Here is a 15,005-nt window from a genome sequence, read left to right on the forward strand (position 1 = left end):
GCGCGACACGGCCGGGTACAGTCGCCCGCGTGGCGCTGCTCGGAGAGACCCTGAACGAGCTGCGGTGGCGGTCGTTCGCGGGCCGTGCGGACGAGGTCGCGGCGTTCCGGGACACGTTGCGTACCCCCGGTGTCACGTTCGTCCACGGCCCCGGCGGGGTGGGCAAGAGCGCACTGCTCGACGCGTTCGCGCGCACCGCCGCGCAGGACGGCGCGGACCCGGTCCGGGTCGACGCCCGGCACCTGGCGTTCGGCGTGGACGGACTGCCCGCGCCGGTCGCCGGGGAGCGCCCGGTGCTGTTGATCGACACCTACGAGCTGCTGGAGCCGATCGACGACTGGTTCCGCGAGGAGTACCTGCCGTCGCTGCCGGCGGGTGGTGTGGTGGTGATCGCGGGGCGGCGTGCTCCGGGACCGCGGTGGCGAGCGGATCCGGCGTGGCGGGAGCTGCTCCGGGTCGTGCCGCTGGGCAATCTGCCGCCCGCGGACGGGCGCGCGTACCTGGCCGCTCAGGACGTTCCCGCGCACCTGCACGACCGGTTGCTCGCGATCAGCCGCGGCCATCCGCTCACCCTCTCGATGCTGGTCGACGCGGTACGCCGCGGCGCTTCGCCGCGGACCCTGGCCGACGTGCCCGACGTGGTGGGTGCGCTGCTCACCCAGATGATCGACGAGGTGCCGGGACCACGGCATCGCGCGGCGCTGGAGGTGTGCGCGCAGACCGCGGTCACCACCGAGGCCCTGCTGCGCTCGATGGTCGGCGGCGAGGTCGGTGACGTGTTCGCCTGGCTGCGGGCCCAGCCGTTCGTCGACGAGTGCGCGTACGGGCTGTATCCGCACGACGTGGTCCGCGACGCCCTCGACGCCGACCTGCGCTGGCGTGACCCGGACCGGTACGCCGACCTGTACCGCCGGAAACTCGCCGCGGTCGCCGAACGGATCCGGGCCACCCCGGGCGAACGCGAGCGGCTGCAGATGGTGGCGCTCACCGTCGTGCTGAACGGTGCCCGTTCCCCGATCGCCGCGATGCGGTCGCTGCCGCCGACCATGCAGGGGTACGCGGACGGCCTGCGGGACGGCGACCGGGCGCCGATCGTCGCGCTGACGGCCCGCTGGCAGGGACGGGAACAGGCGGAGCTGGCGGCGTACTGGATGGGGTGTCGTCCGGAGGCGTTCCGGGTCTTCCGCGACGCGAGCGGCGACCTGCGCGGGTACACCGCGTGCCTGGAGCTGACCGAGGCCGACGTCGGCGTGGACCCGGCGGTCGACGCGATGTGGCGGTACGCCCAGAAGTACGGACCGCCGCGGCCCGGCGAGGGCATCCGGGCCTGGCGGTTCTTCCTCGACCGCGACCAGGGGCAGCGTCCGTCGCCGTCGTTGACGCTGTTCGTCGCGTCGCAGATGCTCGACATCATCCTGCTGCCGGCCGGCACGGCGTGGAGCCTGGTGGGCGCGTTCGAGGACGCCGACCGGTGGGCGCCCGCCATGGAATCCCTGGACTTCTGGGCGGCCGCCGAGGCGGAGTACGACGTCGGCGCGACCCGGTTCCCGGTGTTCGCGCACGACTGGCGCCGGACCGGCGTCGAGGAGTACGTGAACCGGTTGCACGCCCGCCGGATGGGTGCGCCGCCGCGCCCGGCCCGGGAGGACCTCGGCGAGCCGGTGCTCGACCGGCCGGGGTTCACCGACGCCGTCCGGTCCGCCCTGCGTCATCTGCACGCGCCCGACCTGCTGCGGGACAATCCGCTGCTGTCGTCGCGCATGGTCCGGCGGCACCGCCGTGCCGGAGCGGCGCCGGCCGAGGTGCTGCGGGAGGTGATCGAGCGGGCCGCCGCCACGCTGGAGCCGGAACCCCGCGAGCTGATCACCCGGACGTTCCTGCGGCCGGCCACCACCCAGGAGCGGGTCGCCGCCACGCTGCACCTGTCGTTCAACACCTACCGGCGGCACCGCGACCGGGCCGTCGCGCAGCTCACCGAACGGTTGTGGGACCAGGAGATCTCCGGGCTCGGGGCGCCTACCGGCCCATCGCGGTCTCGTTCGGTGCCCGGGGCGGGCTGACCCGCGCGGCGTACGCGAGCACGCCCACCACCAGCAGCACCAGGGCGGTGACCGCGGCCGGCACGCTGCCCACCGGCTGCATCAGCCAGAGCAGGGACTGCCGCCAGCCCGAGCCGCCCGGTGCGGCCAGCATCGCCTGCACGGCCGACCAGGCGACCGGGGCGGCCCAGGCGAGGCGCGGTCCGAGCAGCGCCACGCTCAGCCCGCTCAGCCCGGCGAGTCCGGCGCAGTTGCGCAGGATCAGCCAGCCGGGGCCGAAGTCGGCGCCGGCCGCCCGCGCGCCGAGCAGCAGGACGGCGACGAACGTGCCGGCCCCGATCAGGTGCAGCATCCGCCGGGGCGGCCAGGGCAGCGCCGCCGTCTTCTCCAGGGCGTCGTCGTCGCCGGCCAGGGTGGGGATCAGCGGGGTCAGGGCCAGCATCACCGTGAGGACCGCCAGGCTCGGGTCCACCTCGGGGCTCTCCGCCCACGCCGACCAGGGCAGCACGACCGCGGCGACCGCGGCGACCGAGACCGGTGCGGCGTACGGGACGCGCCGGGAGCGCAGGTAGAGCGGCAGCCAGCCGGTGGTCATACGGTCGGCTCGCCGGTGAGGATGCTGCGCAGGTCGTCGGTGCGGCAGGCGTTGGCGGCGTCGCGCAGGGCGGTCACCCGGCGTACCTGTTCCGCGGCGGGCCGGGCGCGCAGGGCCCGGACGGTCGCGGTGATCTCGGCGCGGGCGGTCCCGTCGTCGAACGGTTCCCCGTGGATCGGCGGGAGTACGTCGACGTCCATCAGCCAGGCGCCGGCCGCGCCCAGGGCCACCCGGTCGCCGAGCCGGCAGCCGTTCGCCGTGGTGCCGGCGCCGTTGACGATGCTCGCGGTGACGGCGTCCGGGGAGACCGGCGAGAAGCGGAACAGGTCGGCGGTGCTGAGCATGCGGTTGTCCGGGGCGAGGCGGAACGCGACCGTGCCGGGCTCCAGTTTCGGTGTGCGGCCCCGGAACTGGGCGGCGTCGAAGGTGGACGGGGCGTCGGCGCGCCACTCCACGGCGCGGGTCGGTGCGCCGGGCAGCCTGGCCAGCATGGTGAGCGCCCGGCGTACCGCCGGAGTCACCGTCCGCAGCTGGTAGGCGTGCACTTCGGTGACACACACCTGGGGTGCGCCGTCGGCGCAGACCAGCCGTTGCGCGGCGGTGTTCACCTGGTACCGCGCGCCCAGCCCGACCGGCGTGACGACCGCGCTGAGCAGTACACCCGCGGCCAGCGCCGCGACGCCCGCCACCCGGGGCCGCCAGGACCCGCCGAAGCTGAGCAGCAGGCCGCCGAGCAGCAGGCCGGCGCCCAGCGCCAGGCGTCCCAGCAGGGCCTCGGCGGTGAACGATTCCCACGGGAACCCCGGCGGCGGCAGCATCAGCGTGAGGTTGCGCAGGCTGCTGTTCTCGCCCGCGGACTCCACCGCCACCTGGCCCACCAGGGCCACCGTGGCCAACGCCGGCGGCAGCAGCGGCGCGGGCCAGGCGCGGCCGGCGGCGAAGCCCAGCCAGGTCGCACCGATCAGGACGGTGACGTCCACCAGGGCCGGCAACGCGCCGCCGGCGTTGAGGAAGCCGCCGGTCGCGCCGATCACGGCGGCGCCGGCCCCGAGCGTCAGCAGCTGCACCAGGGTCACCGCCACGGCCAGCGCGGTGGCGGGCGGGGTGACCTTCTGCCACCGGGGCCGGCCGGTGCTGCCGATCAGTTCGGTGGCCCGGGTGCGCTTCTCCCGGCGGCCGAGCATCGCGCCGCCGGCCAGTGCCAGCGGCACCACGAAGAACTGCACGCTGGCCTGCATGAACGAGAAGGTCAGCCACTGCCGGTCCCAGCTCTGTGCCAGCGCGGCGATCGGCAGCGCCCCGGTCACGAACAGCAGTACGGCCAGCGCGACGGCGTTGGAGCGGCGCAGCTCGGTGCGGATGGCGTGGATCATGCGGCGCTCCGGTGGTCGCGCAGGAGCACCGAGTAGCCGCGTTCGGCGGCGCTGTCCCCGGCACCGTCGTGGGCGCCGAGGCGCGCCAGGTCGGCGGGCACTCCCCGGAAGACCAGCCGGCCCTGGTCGACCAGCAGGACGTCGCCGCAGGCCGCCACCACGTCCTCCACCAGGTGGGTGGAGACCAGCACGCAGGACGTGTCGCCGAGGTCGCGCAGCAGTTCCCGGAACTCCACCCGTTGCTCGGGGTCGAGGCCGACGGTCGGCTCGTCGAGCAGCAGCAGGTCCGGTTCGTTGACGATCGCCTGGGCGATGCCGACCCGGCGCACCATGCCGCCGGACAGCGACTTGAGCCGCGAGTCCGCGCGGTCGGTCAGGCCGACCCGGTCGACGGCGCGCTGCGCGGCGGCGGGGACCGCGGCGGCGGGCATCTCGCGCAACCAGGCCATGTACTCGACGTAGTCGCGGACGGTGAACTTCGGGTAGAAGCCGAACATCTGCGGCAGGTATCCCAGCCGGGCGCGCACCGCCCGCAGCGAGCGCCGGTCCGTGACGTCCCGGCCGAGCAGGTGCAGCCGGCCGCCCTTCGGCCTGATCACGGTGCCCAGCGCCCGCATGAGGGTGGTCTTGCCGGCGCCGTTAGGGCCGAGCAGACCGTGCACCCCGGGACCCAGGGTGAGGTCGAGGCCGTCGACGGCGAGCCGGGAACCCGCCTTGACCCGCAGGCCGGTGGCTTCGACCTGCCACGCGCCGGTGGACGGGGCCAGTTCGTCGGCTCTGACTGCGCGAACCACGGATACTCCTTCGTCGTCGAGGGGGGAATCAGTTCCGGCCGGCGTGCTGCCGGTGGTCACCGGCGCGCAGCACGACCAGCCCGGCGAGGGCCACCGCGGCCACCGCCCATCCGCGCAGGCTCTCGGGTTGGACGAGCACCGGCAGGCGGACCATCACCAGGGCGGGGAGGGCGACCGCCAGCATCCAGGCGGCGCCGATCAGCGCCGCCGCCCGGCTCACCCCGATCAGGCCGCCGAGCAGCAGGGCCGCGGCGGTGAACGTCAGGCAGGGCAGCAGCCACAGCGCGGGATTCGCGCCGACCCGCCAGCCCACCACGGCGAGCAGCGGCAGCACGGTCAGCAGGATCACCACCGTGCGGCGCAGCAGCAGGTCCAGGCCGGCCCGGGCGGTGCCCGAGACGGTCTCCCACGCCGGGTCCCAGCGGCGCGACCAGGCCACGGCCAGCCCGCTCAGCGGCGCCACCGGCGCCAGCAGCAGCACCACCGAGGACCGCGCCGAGAAGGCCTCGTCGAGCAGGAATGCCGCGGCGACGGCGATCAGGGTCACCAGCGCCCACGGGATCACCGACGGCGAGAGCCAGCGGTACGACAGGCGGCGCAGCCGGCGGCGCCGGGCCGGCCGCGGGCCGCTGCGCGACTCCGCCAGGACGGCGGTCCGGGCCACCGCGAGGATCTCCTGCACCGGCCCGGTGACCAGCTCGGCCAGCCGGTCCTGGCACCGCGGGCAGTTCTCCAGGTGCGCCTCGACCGGCCAGGCCATGGCGTCGTCGGCGCCGAGATCGCCGGAGGCGTACGCGGTCAGCGTCGCGGCCGGAACGTGGGCGGTCATGAGAGCGCCTCCCTCATCGCGTTGCGGGCGCGCCGCGCCCGGCTCTTCACCGTGCCCTCGGGCAACCCCAGCAGGACGGACGTCTCGCGGACGGTGAGCCCGTCCAGCACCATGGCGCGCAGCACCGCCCGCAGCTCCGGCGCCAGCCGGGCCAGGGCGACACCGAGTTCGCCGCCGACCGTGCCGGCCAGCGCCTCGTCCTCGGCCGCCGGGGTGCTGACCGTCGGCAGTTCCCCGGCCGGCTCCTCGAGCCGCCGGGCCTGCCGGCGCAGCGCGTCGACCAGGCGGCGCGCGGCGATCGTCCACAGCCAGCCGGCCGCCCCGCCGCCGCGCGGCCGCATGTCGGCGAACGACCCGGCGGCCCGCCACACGGTGAGGTAGGTGTCCTGCAGGACCTCGGCGACGAGCCCGTCGTCGGAGCACCGTCGGCGCAGCCGTACCGCGACGGTCGGCGCCGTCCTGCGGTACAGCTCGTCGAACGCCGCCCGGTCGCCCTTGGCGACGCGGCGCAGCAGCCGCTCGGGGTCTGGCGGGTTCGCGTTCACACCCGGTTCATCGCTGCCGCGGGCGGCGACGGATCACGAACCGAGGTGAGCTGGGCCACAGCGCATCAGCGGTCGACGGCCTGCTGCAGGTGTTCCTGGGCCCAGCGGGTCAGCTCGTCGAGGGCCGGGCGGATCGCCGCGCCGTGCTCGGTGAGCTGGTACCGCACGCGGATCGGCCGTTCGTCGATCACGGTACGGGTGGCGAGACCGAGGTCGACCAGCTCGACGAGGCGCTCGTTGAGGATGCGGTCGTTGATGCCGGGGATGCCGCGCCTGAGGTCGCTGAAGTAGACCGGGCCCTGCATCAGGGTGCCCCACACCACGCCGGTCCAGCGCTTCCCCAGCAGCGTCATGACCCGGGACAGCGGCTCGCTCAGGGTCTCGCACACGCCGCCGGCGTCGGCGCCGTGCTCGGCGAACAGCGGCGGGGGAGGAGCGCTTGACACCACGATCAACTCCACTTACTTTTTCTTAGCGGCTAACGAAACATAAGCTACGTACGTTCCATCGCTATGATGCCACACCCCCGGCGCGTCCCGGCGTTCGCGCTGATCACACCCACCTGGAGGAGCCATGCACACCGACGACCTGGAAGCGCGGATCCGGCGGATCGAGGACCGCCACGCGATCATCGACACCGTCGTCGCGTACGCCGTCGCCATCGACGAGGCGGACTGGGCGGGTTTCGCCTCGACCATGACCGACCCGGTGCACATCGACTTCTCCGAGGCCGGCCTGCCGGCCGCCGACCTCCCGCGCGACCAGTTCGTCGGGTTCGCGTCCGGGGCGCTGGCGGGGTGGACCGCGCGGCAGCACCTCAGTCCCAACCACCGGGTCGTCTTCGACGGGATGGATCCGGACAAGGCGACCTGCTACTCCTACATGTACGCGCAGCACTACAAGAAGGGCGCACCGGGCGGTGAGTTCTACCTGATGCGCGGCTCGTACGACAACGAGCTGGTGCGCACCGCGGACGGCTGGAAGATCGCCGCCCTCACGCAGCACGTCAGCTGGCTGGAGGGCAATCCGGACGCGGCGGCCGGCTCCGTCCCGGAGTGACCCGCACGGTTCCGGTCGGAATGATCCACTATGCACGGTCAGTGACGCGCCGGTTATCAAACCGTTATCTCCGCAACGTGCCGGACACGGAGCCCGCCACCCTAGCTTGTTAGGGAAGTCAACAATCTCGATGCGTGACTCCACGGAGGCGGCACGGATCGGGACGGGATGGCCATTCGGCGGGCCCGCCCAGCAACCTGATGTCCACTCAGGACAAGGAGAACGCGTGTCCCGTCGACGCCAACGCCACCTCGGGCGTGGCCTGCTCACCGCTGCCCTGCTCCCGTTCGCGCTCCTGGCGACCGTACTCACCGGCGCACCGGCCGCCCAGGCCGCACCCCGACCGGTGGCCGCCCAGGCCGAGGCCGAGCCGTACTCCGTGCTGGTCTTCTCCAAGACCGCCGGCTTCCGGCACGACTCCATCCCGACCGGGATCGCCGCCATCCGGCAGCTCGGGGCGGAGCACGGCTTCACCGTCGACGCCACCGAGGACAGCGCCGCCTTCACCGACGCCAACCTCGCCAAATACCGCGCGGTGGTCTGGCTGTCCACCACCGGGGACGTCCTCGACCCCAGCCAGCAGGCCGCCTTCGAGCGCTACATCCAGGCCGACGGCGGGTACGTCGGCATCCACGCCGCCTCCGACACCGAGTACAGCTGGCCCTGGTACGGCGAACTGGTCGGCGCCTACTTCGCCAGCCACCCCGCCAACCAGCAGGCCACGGTGAAGGTCGAGGACCAGGCCCACCCGTCCACGGCCGGGCTGCCGGAGCGCTGGTCGCGATTCGACGAGTGGTACAACTTCCGGTCCAACCCGCGCGGCGACGTGCACGTTCTGGCCAGCCTGGACGAGACCAGCTACACCCCGGGCGCCGGCGCCATGGGCCACGACCACCCGACCGCCTGGTGCCAGGACTACGACGGCGGGCGGGCCTGGTACACCGGCGGCGGCCACACCGCGGAGTCGTACGCCGAACCGGAGTTCCTCACCCACCTGCTCGGCGGCATCGAGACCGCCGCCGGGGTGCGGGACGCCGACTGCGGCGCCTCGCTGACCGACAGCTTCGAGAAGGTCAGCCTGGACAGCAACACCAGCAACCCGATGGAGCTGGACATCGCCGGAGACGGCCGGGTGTTCTATGTGGAGCGCGACGGCCGGGTGCGGATCGTCAAGCCCGGCACCGGCACCACGGTCACCGCCGTCGACCTGGACGTGTTCACCGGCAACGAGGACGGCCTGATCGGCATCCGGCTGGACCCGGACTTCGCCGACAACGGCTGGATCTACCTCTACTACGCGAAGAACGACGGGGTGGCGCGCAACCTGCTGTCCCGGTTCACCGTCACCGGCGACACCATCGACCCGGCCAGCGAGAAGGTCGTGCTGCAGGTCAACACGCAGCGCAACACCTGCTGCCACGCCGGCGGCAGCATGACCTTCGACCGCGCCGGCAACCTGTACCTCGCCACCGGCGACAACACGAACCCGTTCGAGTCGGACGCGTACACCCCGCTCGACGAGCGGCCCGGCCGGTCCGACTACGACGCCCAGCGCACCGCCGGCAACACCAACGACCTGCGCGGCAAGATCCTGCGGATCCACCCGGAGGACGACGGGTCCTACACCGTCCCGGCCGGGAACCTCTTCCCGGCCGGCACCGCGCAGACCCGCCCGGAGATCTACGCGATGGGCCTGCGCAACCCGTTCCGGATCGGCATCGATCCGGCCACCGACACCCTCTACGTCGCCGACTACGGGCCGGACGCCGCCTCGACCGACCCCGCCCGCGGTCCCGAGGGAACGGTGGAGTGGAACATCGTCGCCGCCCCCGGCAACTTCGGCTGGCCGTACTGCGCCGGCGCGAACTACGCGTACAACGACTACCAGTTCCCGTCCGGGCCGAGCGGGGCGAAGTTCAACTGCGCGGCGCCGGTGAACAACTCACCCAACAACACCGGCCTCACCAACCTGCCGCCGGCCGTCAGCGCCACCGTGGACTACGACTACAGCGGCAACCCGCGCTTCCCGGAGATCGGTGGCGGCGGCGCCCCGATGGGCGGCCCGGTCTACCGCTACGACGCCGAACTGGACTCCACCCGCAAGTGGCCGGCCTACTACGACGGCAAGGCGCTGCTCGGCGAGTGGAACCAGTCGAAGATGTACGCGATGCAGGTCACCGCGGACGGCAAGTCCCTGGTGGACATCAACCAGTTGCTGACCGGGATGAGCTTCATCCGCCCGATGGAGTTCGAGTTCGGCCCGGACGGCGCGATGTACCTGATCGAATGGGGCACCGGTTTCGGCGGGAACAACGACGACTCCGGGATCTACCGGATCGACTACGTCGCCGGTGAACGGGCCCCGATCGCGGCGGCGAGCGCCACCCCGACGTCCGGGCCGGCGCCGCTGGCGGTGCAGTTCTCCAGCGCGGGCTCCCGCGACCCGGACGGCGGCGCGCTGACCTACGCCTGGACGTTCGGGGACGGCGGGACCTCCGCCGAGGCAAACCCGGTCCACCGGTACACCGAGGCGGGCGACTACACCGCACAACTCACCGTGACCAACCCCAAGGGACGTACCGCGGTGGCGAACGTGCCGGTGACGGTCGGCAACACCGCGCCGACGGTGACCATCGAGTTCCCGCCGAACGGCGGCTTCTTCGACTGGGGCGACCAGGTCCGGTACACCATCACGGTGACCGACCCGGAGGACGGCGAAATCGACTGCGACCGGGTGAAGCTGCAGGTGCTGCTCGGCCACGACGAGCACGGCCACCCGCTGGACCAGCACACCGGCTGCACCGGCACCGTACAGACGTCGCTCGCCTCCGGGCACGGCGCCGAAGCGAACGTGTTCGCCGTGTTCGAGGCGACCTACACCGACGACGGCGGCACCGGCGGTGCCGGCCGGCTCACCGGGCGGGCCATCGAGCAGCTGCAGCCCAAGCGGAAGCAGGCCGAGTACTTCACCGGCACCGGCCGGGTGCCCGGCGGCGCCGGCGGCGGCGACGCGGGCGTGGTGCGGGAGACCACCAGCGATTCGGCCGGCGGCGGCCAGAACATCGGCTTCGTCGAGGACGGCGACTGGTGGTCGCTGCGCCCGGCCAGCCTGACCGGCATCGACTCGATCCGCTTCCGGGTCGCCTCGGCGAACAGCGGCGGCCGGATCGAGGTACGCGCCGACGCGGCCGACGGCCCGCTGGTCGCCTCGGCCGACGTGCCCGGCACCGGGGACTGGCAGGACTACGTCGACGTGACCGCGCCGGTGACCGGTACCAACGCGGGCACGCTGTACTTCGTGGCCCGGGACCCGGCCGGCGGCACCGGGTCGCTGTTCAACGTGAACTGGATGGACTTCCTCGGCCGGGGCGTGACCGAGAACGCGCCGCCCCAGGTCAGCGCGGTCGCCACCCCGACCGCCGGCACGGCGCCGATCACCGTCGAGTTCGACGGCACGGCCACCGACGCCGAGGGCGACACCCCGCTCACGTACGCCTGGGACTTCGGCGACGGCGGCACGGCGACCACCCTGGACGCCCGGCACACGTACACCGTCCCGGGCACGTTCACCGCCACCCTGACGGTGACCGACAAGCGCGGGGCGAAGTCGTACGCGAACGTCCCGATCCGGGTCGACGCGCCGAACACGTCCTGCTTCGGGGCCCGCTCGGACGACTTCCTCGGCGGCACGCTGAGCCGGGACCGCTGGACCGTGGTCCGGGAGAACCAGCAGTACTCGATCGCCGACGGGGGACTGCGGCTGCCCACCTCCGCGGGTGACCTCTACGGCACCCGCAACGACGCCACCAACCTGGTTCTGCAGCCGGTACCCGGCGGGGCCTGGCAGGCCACCACGATGGTCACCCTGCCCACCACCGCCGACTACCAGCAGGCCGGCCTGCTGGTGTACGGCGACGACGACAACTACGCGAAGGTCGACCTGGTGCACAGCGGCGGCCGCCGGGTGGAGTTCATCTCCGAGACCGCCGGCACCCCGCGCAACGAGTCGGCCGACAGCACCGCCGCACCCGACGGCGACGCCGTCTACCTGCGGCTGAGCAGCGACGGCACGAACCTGACCGCGGCGGTCTCCGCCGACGGCCGGACGTTCAGCCCGATCGGCCGGGAGGCCGCGCTGGCCGGCATCGAGAACCCCCGGATCGGGCTGTACGCGCTCAACGGCGGCACCACCGCCCCGGTGGTGGACGCGGCCTTCGACTGGTTCCAGTTCGCGCCGGACGCCCCGGCCGAACCGGTCGACCGGTCGGACGAGTTCACCGGCGACGCGCTCGACAAGTGCCGGTGGGACGCGGTCGTCCGGGAGGACCCGGCGACGTACCGGGTGACCGACGGTGCGCTGCGGATCGACGTGCCGAACGGCGACATCTACACCGGCAACAACACCGGGCCGACGAACTTCGTCCTGCAGAACGCCCCCGAGGGCGACTGGACCATCCAGACGAAGGTCGACGGCAGCCTGCTGGACGAGCAGTACCAGCAGGCCGGGTTGCTCGTCTACGCCGACGACGACAACTACCTCAAGCTCGACTTCGTGACCGACAACGCGGCCGGTGCATCGGTCAGCCGGCGGATCGAGTTCCGCAGCGAGATCGACGCGGTGGTGCAGGATCCGCAGCCCGGGGCGACCGGGTTGACGTCGGGGGTGTGGCATCTGCGGCTGGCCCGCACCGGCGCCACCTACACCGCCTCGTACTCGGCCGACGGCACGGAGTGGACCACGCTGGACTCGTTGACCAGCACCGCCGTCGGGGCGGTCCCGAAGGTCGGGGTGTTCACCCTCGGCGCCAACCAGACAGCCTCGAAGACCGCCTCGTTCGACTACTTCCGGATCAGCGCCGGGGACGCCGACAGCACCGCGCCGGTGACCAGCGCGCAGGTCTCCGGCACTCCGGTCCAGGGCTGGTACCCCGGTCCCGTCACGGTCACGCTGACCGCGGCGGACGAGGACGGCGGCAGTGGGGTGGAGAGCACCGAGTACCAGATCGGGGACGCCACCGACTGGACCCGGTACACCGGTCCGGTGCCGGTCACCTCGGACGGCACCTACGAGGTGCGCTTCCGCTCGACCGACGCCGCCGGCAACGTGGAGAAGAACAAGTCGGTGACCGTCAAGATCGACGGTACGGCCCCGGTCAGCGCCGCGCAGTTCGCCCCGCCCAACGACGACGGCTGGCACGACGGCGCCGTCCCGGTGACGCTGACGTCGACCGACGCCGGTTCCGGGGTGGACGTCCTGGAATGGTCCCTGGACGGCGGCGCCTGGACCCGGTACACCGAGCCGGTGCCGGTGACCGGGGACGGCGAGCACGAACTGCTGTACCGGGCCACCGACACCGCCGGAAACGCCGAGACGCTGAAGTCGGCGGTCCTGAAGATCGACGGTACGAAGCCCACGCTCCTGGTCTCCGGCGTGGCCGACGGCCAGCTCTACGGTGACAGCCAGGACGTCCGGATCTCGTGGCAGGCGGTCGACCCGACCTCAGGCGTGGCGACGACGGCCGGCACGCTGAACGGCGAGCCATACGCCAGCGGCACCCTGCAGGCGATGTACGAGCTGCCGCTCGGCCTGCACGACCTGACCGTGACGGCGACCGACAAGGCCGGAAACCACACCACCTCGACGGTACGGTTCTTCGTCAGCACCTCGTTCCGCGACATGCAGAACCTGGTGGACCGGTTCCGCGCGACCGGCCGGCTCTCCGCCGACGCCCAGCGCCAGCTGACCAACAAGCTGAACGCGGCCCGGGCCTCGGAGGCGGCCGGCAACGACAAGCGGGCGGTGCAGCAGCTGACCGCATTCAAGGCGCTGGCCGGCGACACCGCCCTGGTCCGCGACGCCGACGTCCGGAACACCCTGATCCGGGACGCCGACGCGATGATCGTGCGGCTCGGCGGGACGGCCACCAAGGCCGGGGTACGCGCCAACGGCGGCAATCCGGTCACCGACGCCGGCCGTCTCGCCGGGGACCCGACCCGGGTCTCCCCGGACCGACCGCGCTGATGGGCCGCCCGGTCGTGTTCGGGAGGAACGTCCCGGTACGCCGTACCCGCGGATCGGCGGCCGTCCTGGCCGGCCTGTTGCTGGCCACCCTGCCGGCGGCCGGGCCGGCCTGGGCGCACGACACCAGGTTGAAGCTGGAGGTGGCCGGCGACGGCGCCACCGGCGTCACCGTGCGGGCCCGCCACGCCGACGGGCACCCGCTGGACAAGCCGGTCCGGCTGGTGCTCACCGCCACCGCCGCGGGCGGGCGGACCGTCGGCCCGCGGCAACTCGAGCCGGCCGGGGAGGGACAGGGCTTCTATGCCAGCGGTCCGGTTCTGGCGCCCGGCAGCTGGCGGGTGACGGTCAGCGCGCCCAGGCCGTACACCGGCGAGACGGCCGTCGAGGTGCGGGCCCGGGCGGCCCAGTCGGCACCGGCGCAGGCCGCGCCGGTGTCCGCGGCGCGGCGGACGGCCGCGGGCGAATCCGGGTGGCGGTGGTGGCCGGTCGGGCTGGCGGTCCTCGCCGCCCTGGCGATCGTCACGCTGGTGGTGCCGGTGGTGCGCCGCCGTACGAAACGGGTCTGAGCCGGTCCCGCGCACCCGGGCCCCCGGGCCAGGACCGGCTCGGGCGCATGGGCCCCGAGCCTGTCGGCATGCGCCGGGTGACCGTCTCGACCGGCCCGCCGGCCGGTTCCGATGGTCAGGCCGGGCGCCGCCAGCGTTCGATGATCTGATCGATGTCGTCGCGGATGCGTTCCCGGGCCTGGTCCCGGGGCACGCCGGCCATCAGCATCTCGTCGTAGCCGGTGTCCTCGTGCCGGATCGAGGCGATCACCGCCCGGGTCACCGCCTCCGGGTCGAGTGCCCGGCCGGCCGCGCTGCGTCCCACCCGGCCGCTTCCGCGGGTGCCGGCGTGCCGGCTGATCGCCGCGGCCCGTCCCGCCGGGCAGCCGGGGAACAACCGGCCGATCTCGTCGGCGAAGTCCTGGTGGAAGTGCTCGTCCGCGGTCTCCCGGCGCAGCCGGTCCCGCTCGCGGCGGCGGGCCCGGGCCTCCTCGTCGGACAGGCACTGCTGCTCGGCCAGCTCGACCGCGGCCGGTTCGACCAGCAGCCCCTGCCGCTCGTGGCGTCTGCGGGAACGGCTGAACCGCACCACCACCGCAGACAGCCGGCTGGCCTGTTTCGCCCGGCGGGTCAGGGCCGCGTCGCCGGACGGCAGGAAGACCAGGTGATCGAAGTCCGCGCAGGTGAGGCACGTCGGCCCGGCGTCCTCCATGATCAGCATGTCGGCGTCGGCGCGCCCGCAGGTGGCGCAGGTGAACGCCGTCAAGGGCTGCACCACGACCAGGTCCGGCGCCTTGCTCTGGCGGGCGGCCAGCCGTTCGCGCTTCGCCTCCGGCAGGTCCGCCGGTGTCCAGTGGGTGCGGTAGGCCCGTTCGAGTTCGGGGTCGCCGGCGGCGGTGAAGCGCAACGGCCGCCGGTCGCGGGCGGCGGCCAGATACTCCACTTCGGACGGCCGCAGGTCGCGGTGGGCGACCCAGCGGTGGAACACCTCCAGTGCGTCGGCGAGGCGTCCGGTGGGCACCGCCGCGACCGCTTCCAGGTGCGGCGCACGGCCCTGCCGCCAGTCCGTCACCAGCCCGGGCGGGACCCATCCCAGACCGGTCAGGACGTCCAGCGGGCTCACCTGATGCTGGCGGGTCAACGCCTGCTCGGCGGCGGTCACCACCCGGCGCTCCAGCTTCGACGCGGGTTGCATGGGACGGCA

At 73.4% G+C, this 15,005-nt stretch carries 11 protein-coding genes; 4 read left to right on the plus strand and 7 right to left on the minus strand.

Annotation, left to right across the window (positions count from 1 at the left end; translation table 11 throughout):
• Positions 1 to 29: 29 nt before the first annotated feature.
• Entirely contained in the window at positions 30 to 2,060 is a 2,031-nt protein-coding gene (locus LDL48_RS29575) for an ATP-binding protein (RefSeq protein ID WP_225258514.1), read from the plus strand.
• Here the strand turns inward: LDL48_RS29575 and LDL48_RS29580 are convergent.
• The 6 genes from LDL48_RS29580 to LDL48_RS29605 form a co-directional block, all read right to left on the minus strand.
• Positions 2,017 to 2,634 carry a hypothetical protein gene (locus LDL48_RS29580; RefSeq protein WP_225258515.1) on the minus strand — a complete coding sequence of 206 codons (618 nt, stop codon included), beginning with the start codon at positions 2,632 to 2,634 and terminating at the stop codon, positions 2,017 to 2,019. The genes LDL48_RS29575 and LDL48_RS29580 overlap by 44 nt on opposite strands.
• The gene (locus LDL48_RS29585) at positions 2,631 to 4,007 is read right to left on the minus strand and encodes a hypothetical protein (RefSeq protein ID WP_225258516.1); all 1,377 of its coding nucleotides are present in this window, start codon (positions 4,005 to 4,007) and stop codon (positions 2,631 to 2,633) included. Before LDL48_RS29585 ends, LDL48_RS29580 begins: the two co-directional genes overlap by 4 nt.
• Positions 4,004 to 4,801 (minus strand): ATP-binding cassette domain-containing protein, encoded by a 798-nt coding sequence (locus tag LDL48_RS29590; RefSeq protein WP_225258517.1) that lies wholly within the window; start codon positions 4,799 to 4,801, stop codon positions 4,004 to 4,006. Before LDL48_RS29590 ends, LDL48_RS29585 begins: the two co-directional genes overlap by 4 nt.
• A 28-nt stretch (positions 4,802 to 4,829) precedes the next feature.
• Complete coding sequence (locus LDL48_RS29595; RefSeq protein WP_225258518.1) at positions 4,830 to 5,630, minus strand: cupin domain-containing protein; 801 nt, start codon at positions 5,628 to 5,630, stop codon at positions 4,830 to 4,832.
• A complete protein-coding gene (locus LDL48_RS29600; RefSeq protein WP_225258519.1) occupies positions 5,627 to 6,175 on the minus strand; it encodes an RNA polymerase sigma factor in 549 nt (182 codons plus the stop codon). Before LDL48_RS29600 ends, LDL48_RS29595 begins: the two co-directional genes overlap by 4 nt.
• Before the next feature lie 65 nt (positions 6,176 to 6,240).
• Positions 6,241 to 6,624 carry a winged helix-turn-helix transcriptional regulator gene (locus LDL48_RS29605; RefSeq protein WP_225258520.1) on the minus strand — a complete coding sequence of 128 codons (384 nt, stop codon included), beginning with the start codon at positions 6,622 to 6,624 and terminating at the stop codon, positions 6,241 to 6,243.
• A gap of 124 nt (positions 6,625 to 6,748) precedes the next feature.
• Between LDL48_RS29605 and LDL48_RS29610 the strand changes: the two genes are divergently transcribed.
• From LDL48_RS29610 to LDL48_RS29620, 3 genes are all read left to right on the plus strand, one after another.
• Complete coding sequence (locus LDL48_RS29610) at positions 6,749 to 7,234, plus strand: nuclear transport factor 2 family protein (RefSeq protein ID WP_225258521.1); 486 nt, start codon at positions 6,749 to 6,751, stop codon at positions 7,232 to 7,234.
• A 226-nt stretch (positions 7,235 to 7,460) separates the two neighbouring features.
• Entirely contained in the window at positions 7,461 to 13,256 is a 5,796-nt protein-coding gene (locus LDL48_RS29615) for a ThuA domain-containing protein (protein WP_225258522.1), read from the plus strand.
• Positions 13,256 to 13,822 carry a hypothetical protein gene (locus LDL48_RS29620; protein ID WP_225258523.1) on the plus strand — a complete coding sequence of 189 codons (567 nt, stop codon included), beginning with the start codon at positions 13,256 to 13,258 and terminating at the stop codon, positions 13,820 to 13,822. Before LDL48_RS29615 ends, LDL48_RS29620 begins: the two co-directional genes overlap by 1 nt.
• A 115-nt stretch (positions 13,823 to 13,937) precedes the next feature.
• On the opposite strand, the gene LDL48_RS29625 is transcribed toward LDL48_RS29620, so the two are convergent.
• Entirely contained in the window at positions 13,938 to 14,996 is a 1,059-nt protein-coding gene (locus tag LDL48_RS29625) for a DUF2293 domain-containing protein (protein ID WP_225258524.1), read from the minus strand.
• Positions 14,997 to 15,005: the final 9 nt, after the last annotated feature.

Source organism: Jidongwangia harbinensis, from assembly GCF_020216025.1.
Classification (GTDB): domain Bacteria; phylum Actinomycetota; class Actinomycetes; order Mycobacteriales; family Micromonosporaceae; genus Actinoplanes; species Actinoplanes harbinensis.

What these genes read in the sequence shown, in the direction of transcription:
- LDL48_RS29610 (WP_225258521.1), top strand. Translation starts at nt 6,749, where the DNA reads ATGCACACCGACGACCTGGAAGCGCGGATCCGGCGGATCGAGGACCGC.
- LDL48_RS29620 (WP_225258523.1), top strand. Translation starts at nt 13,256, where the DNA reads ATGGGCCGCCCGGTCGTGTTCGGGAGGAACGTCCCGGTACGCCGTACC.
- LDL48_RS29585 (WP_225258516.1), bottom strand. Translation starts at nt 4,007, where the DNA reads ATGATCCACGCCATCCGCACCGAGCTGCGCCGCTCCAACGCCGTCGCG.
- LDL48_RS29580 (WP_225258515.1), bottom strand. Translation starts at nt 2,634, where the DNA reads ATGACCACCGGCTGGCTGCCGCTCTACCTGCGCTCCCGGCGCGTCCCG.
- LDL48_RS29595 (WP_225258518.1), bottom strand. Translation starts at nt 5,630, where the DNA reads ATGACCGCCCACGTTCCGGCCGCGACGCTGACCGCGTACGCCTCCGGC.
- LDL48_RS29625 (WP_225258524.1), bottom strand. Translation starts at nt 14,996, where the DNA reads ATGCAACCCGCGTCGAAGCTGGAGCGCCGGGTGGTGACCGCCGCCGAG.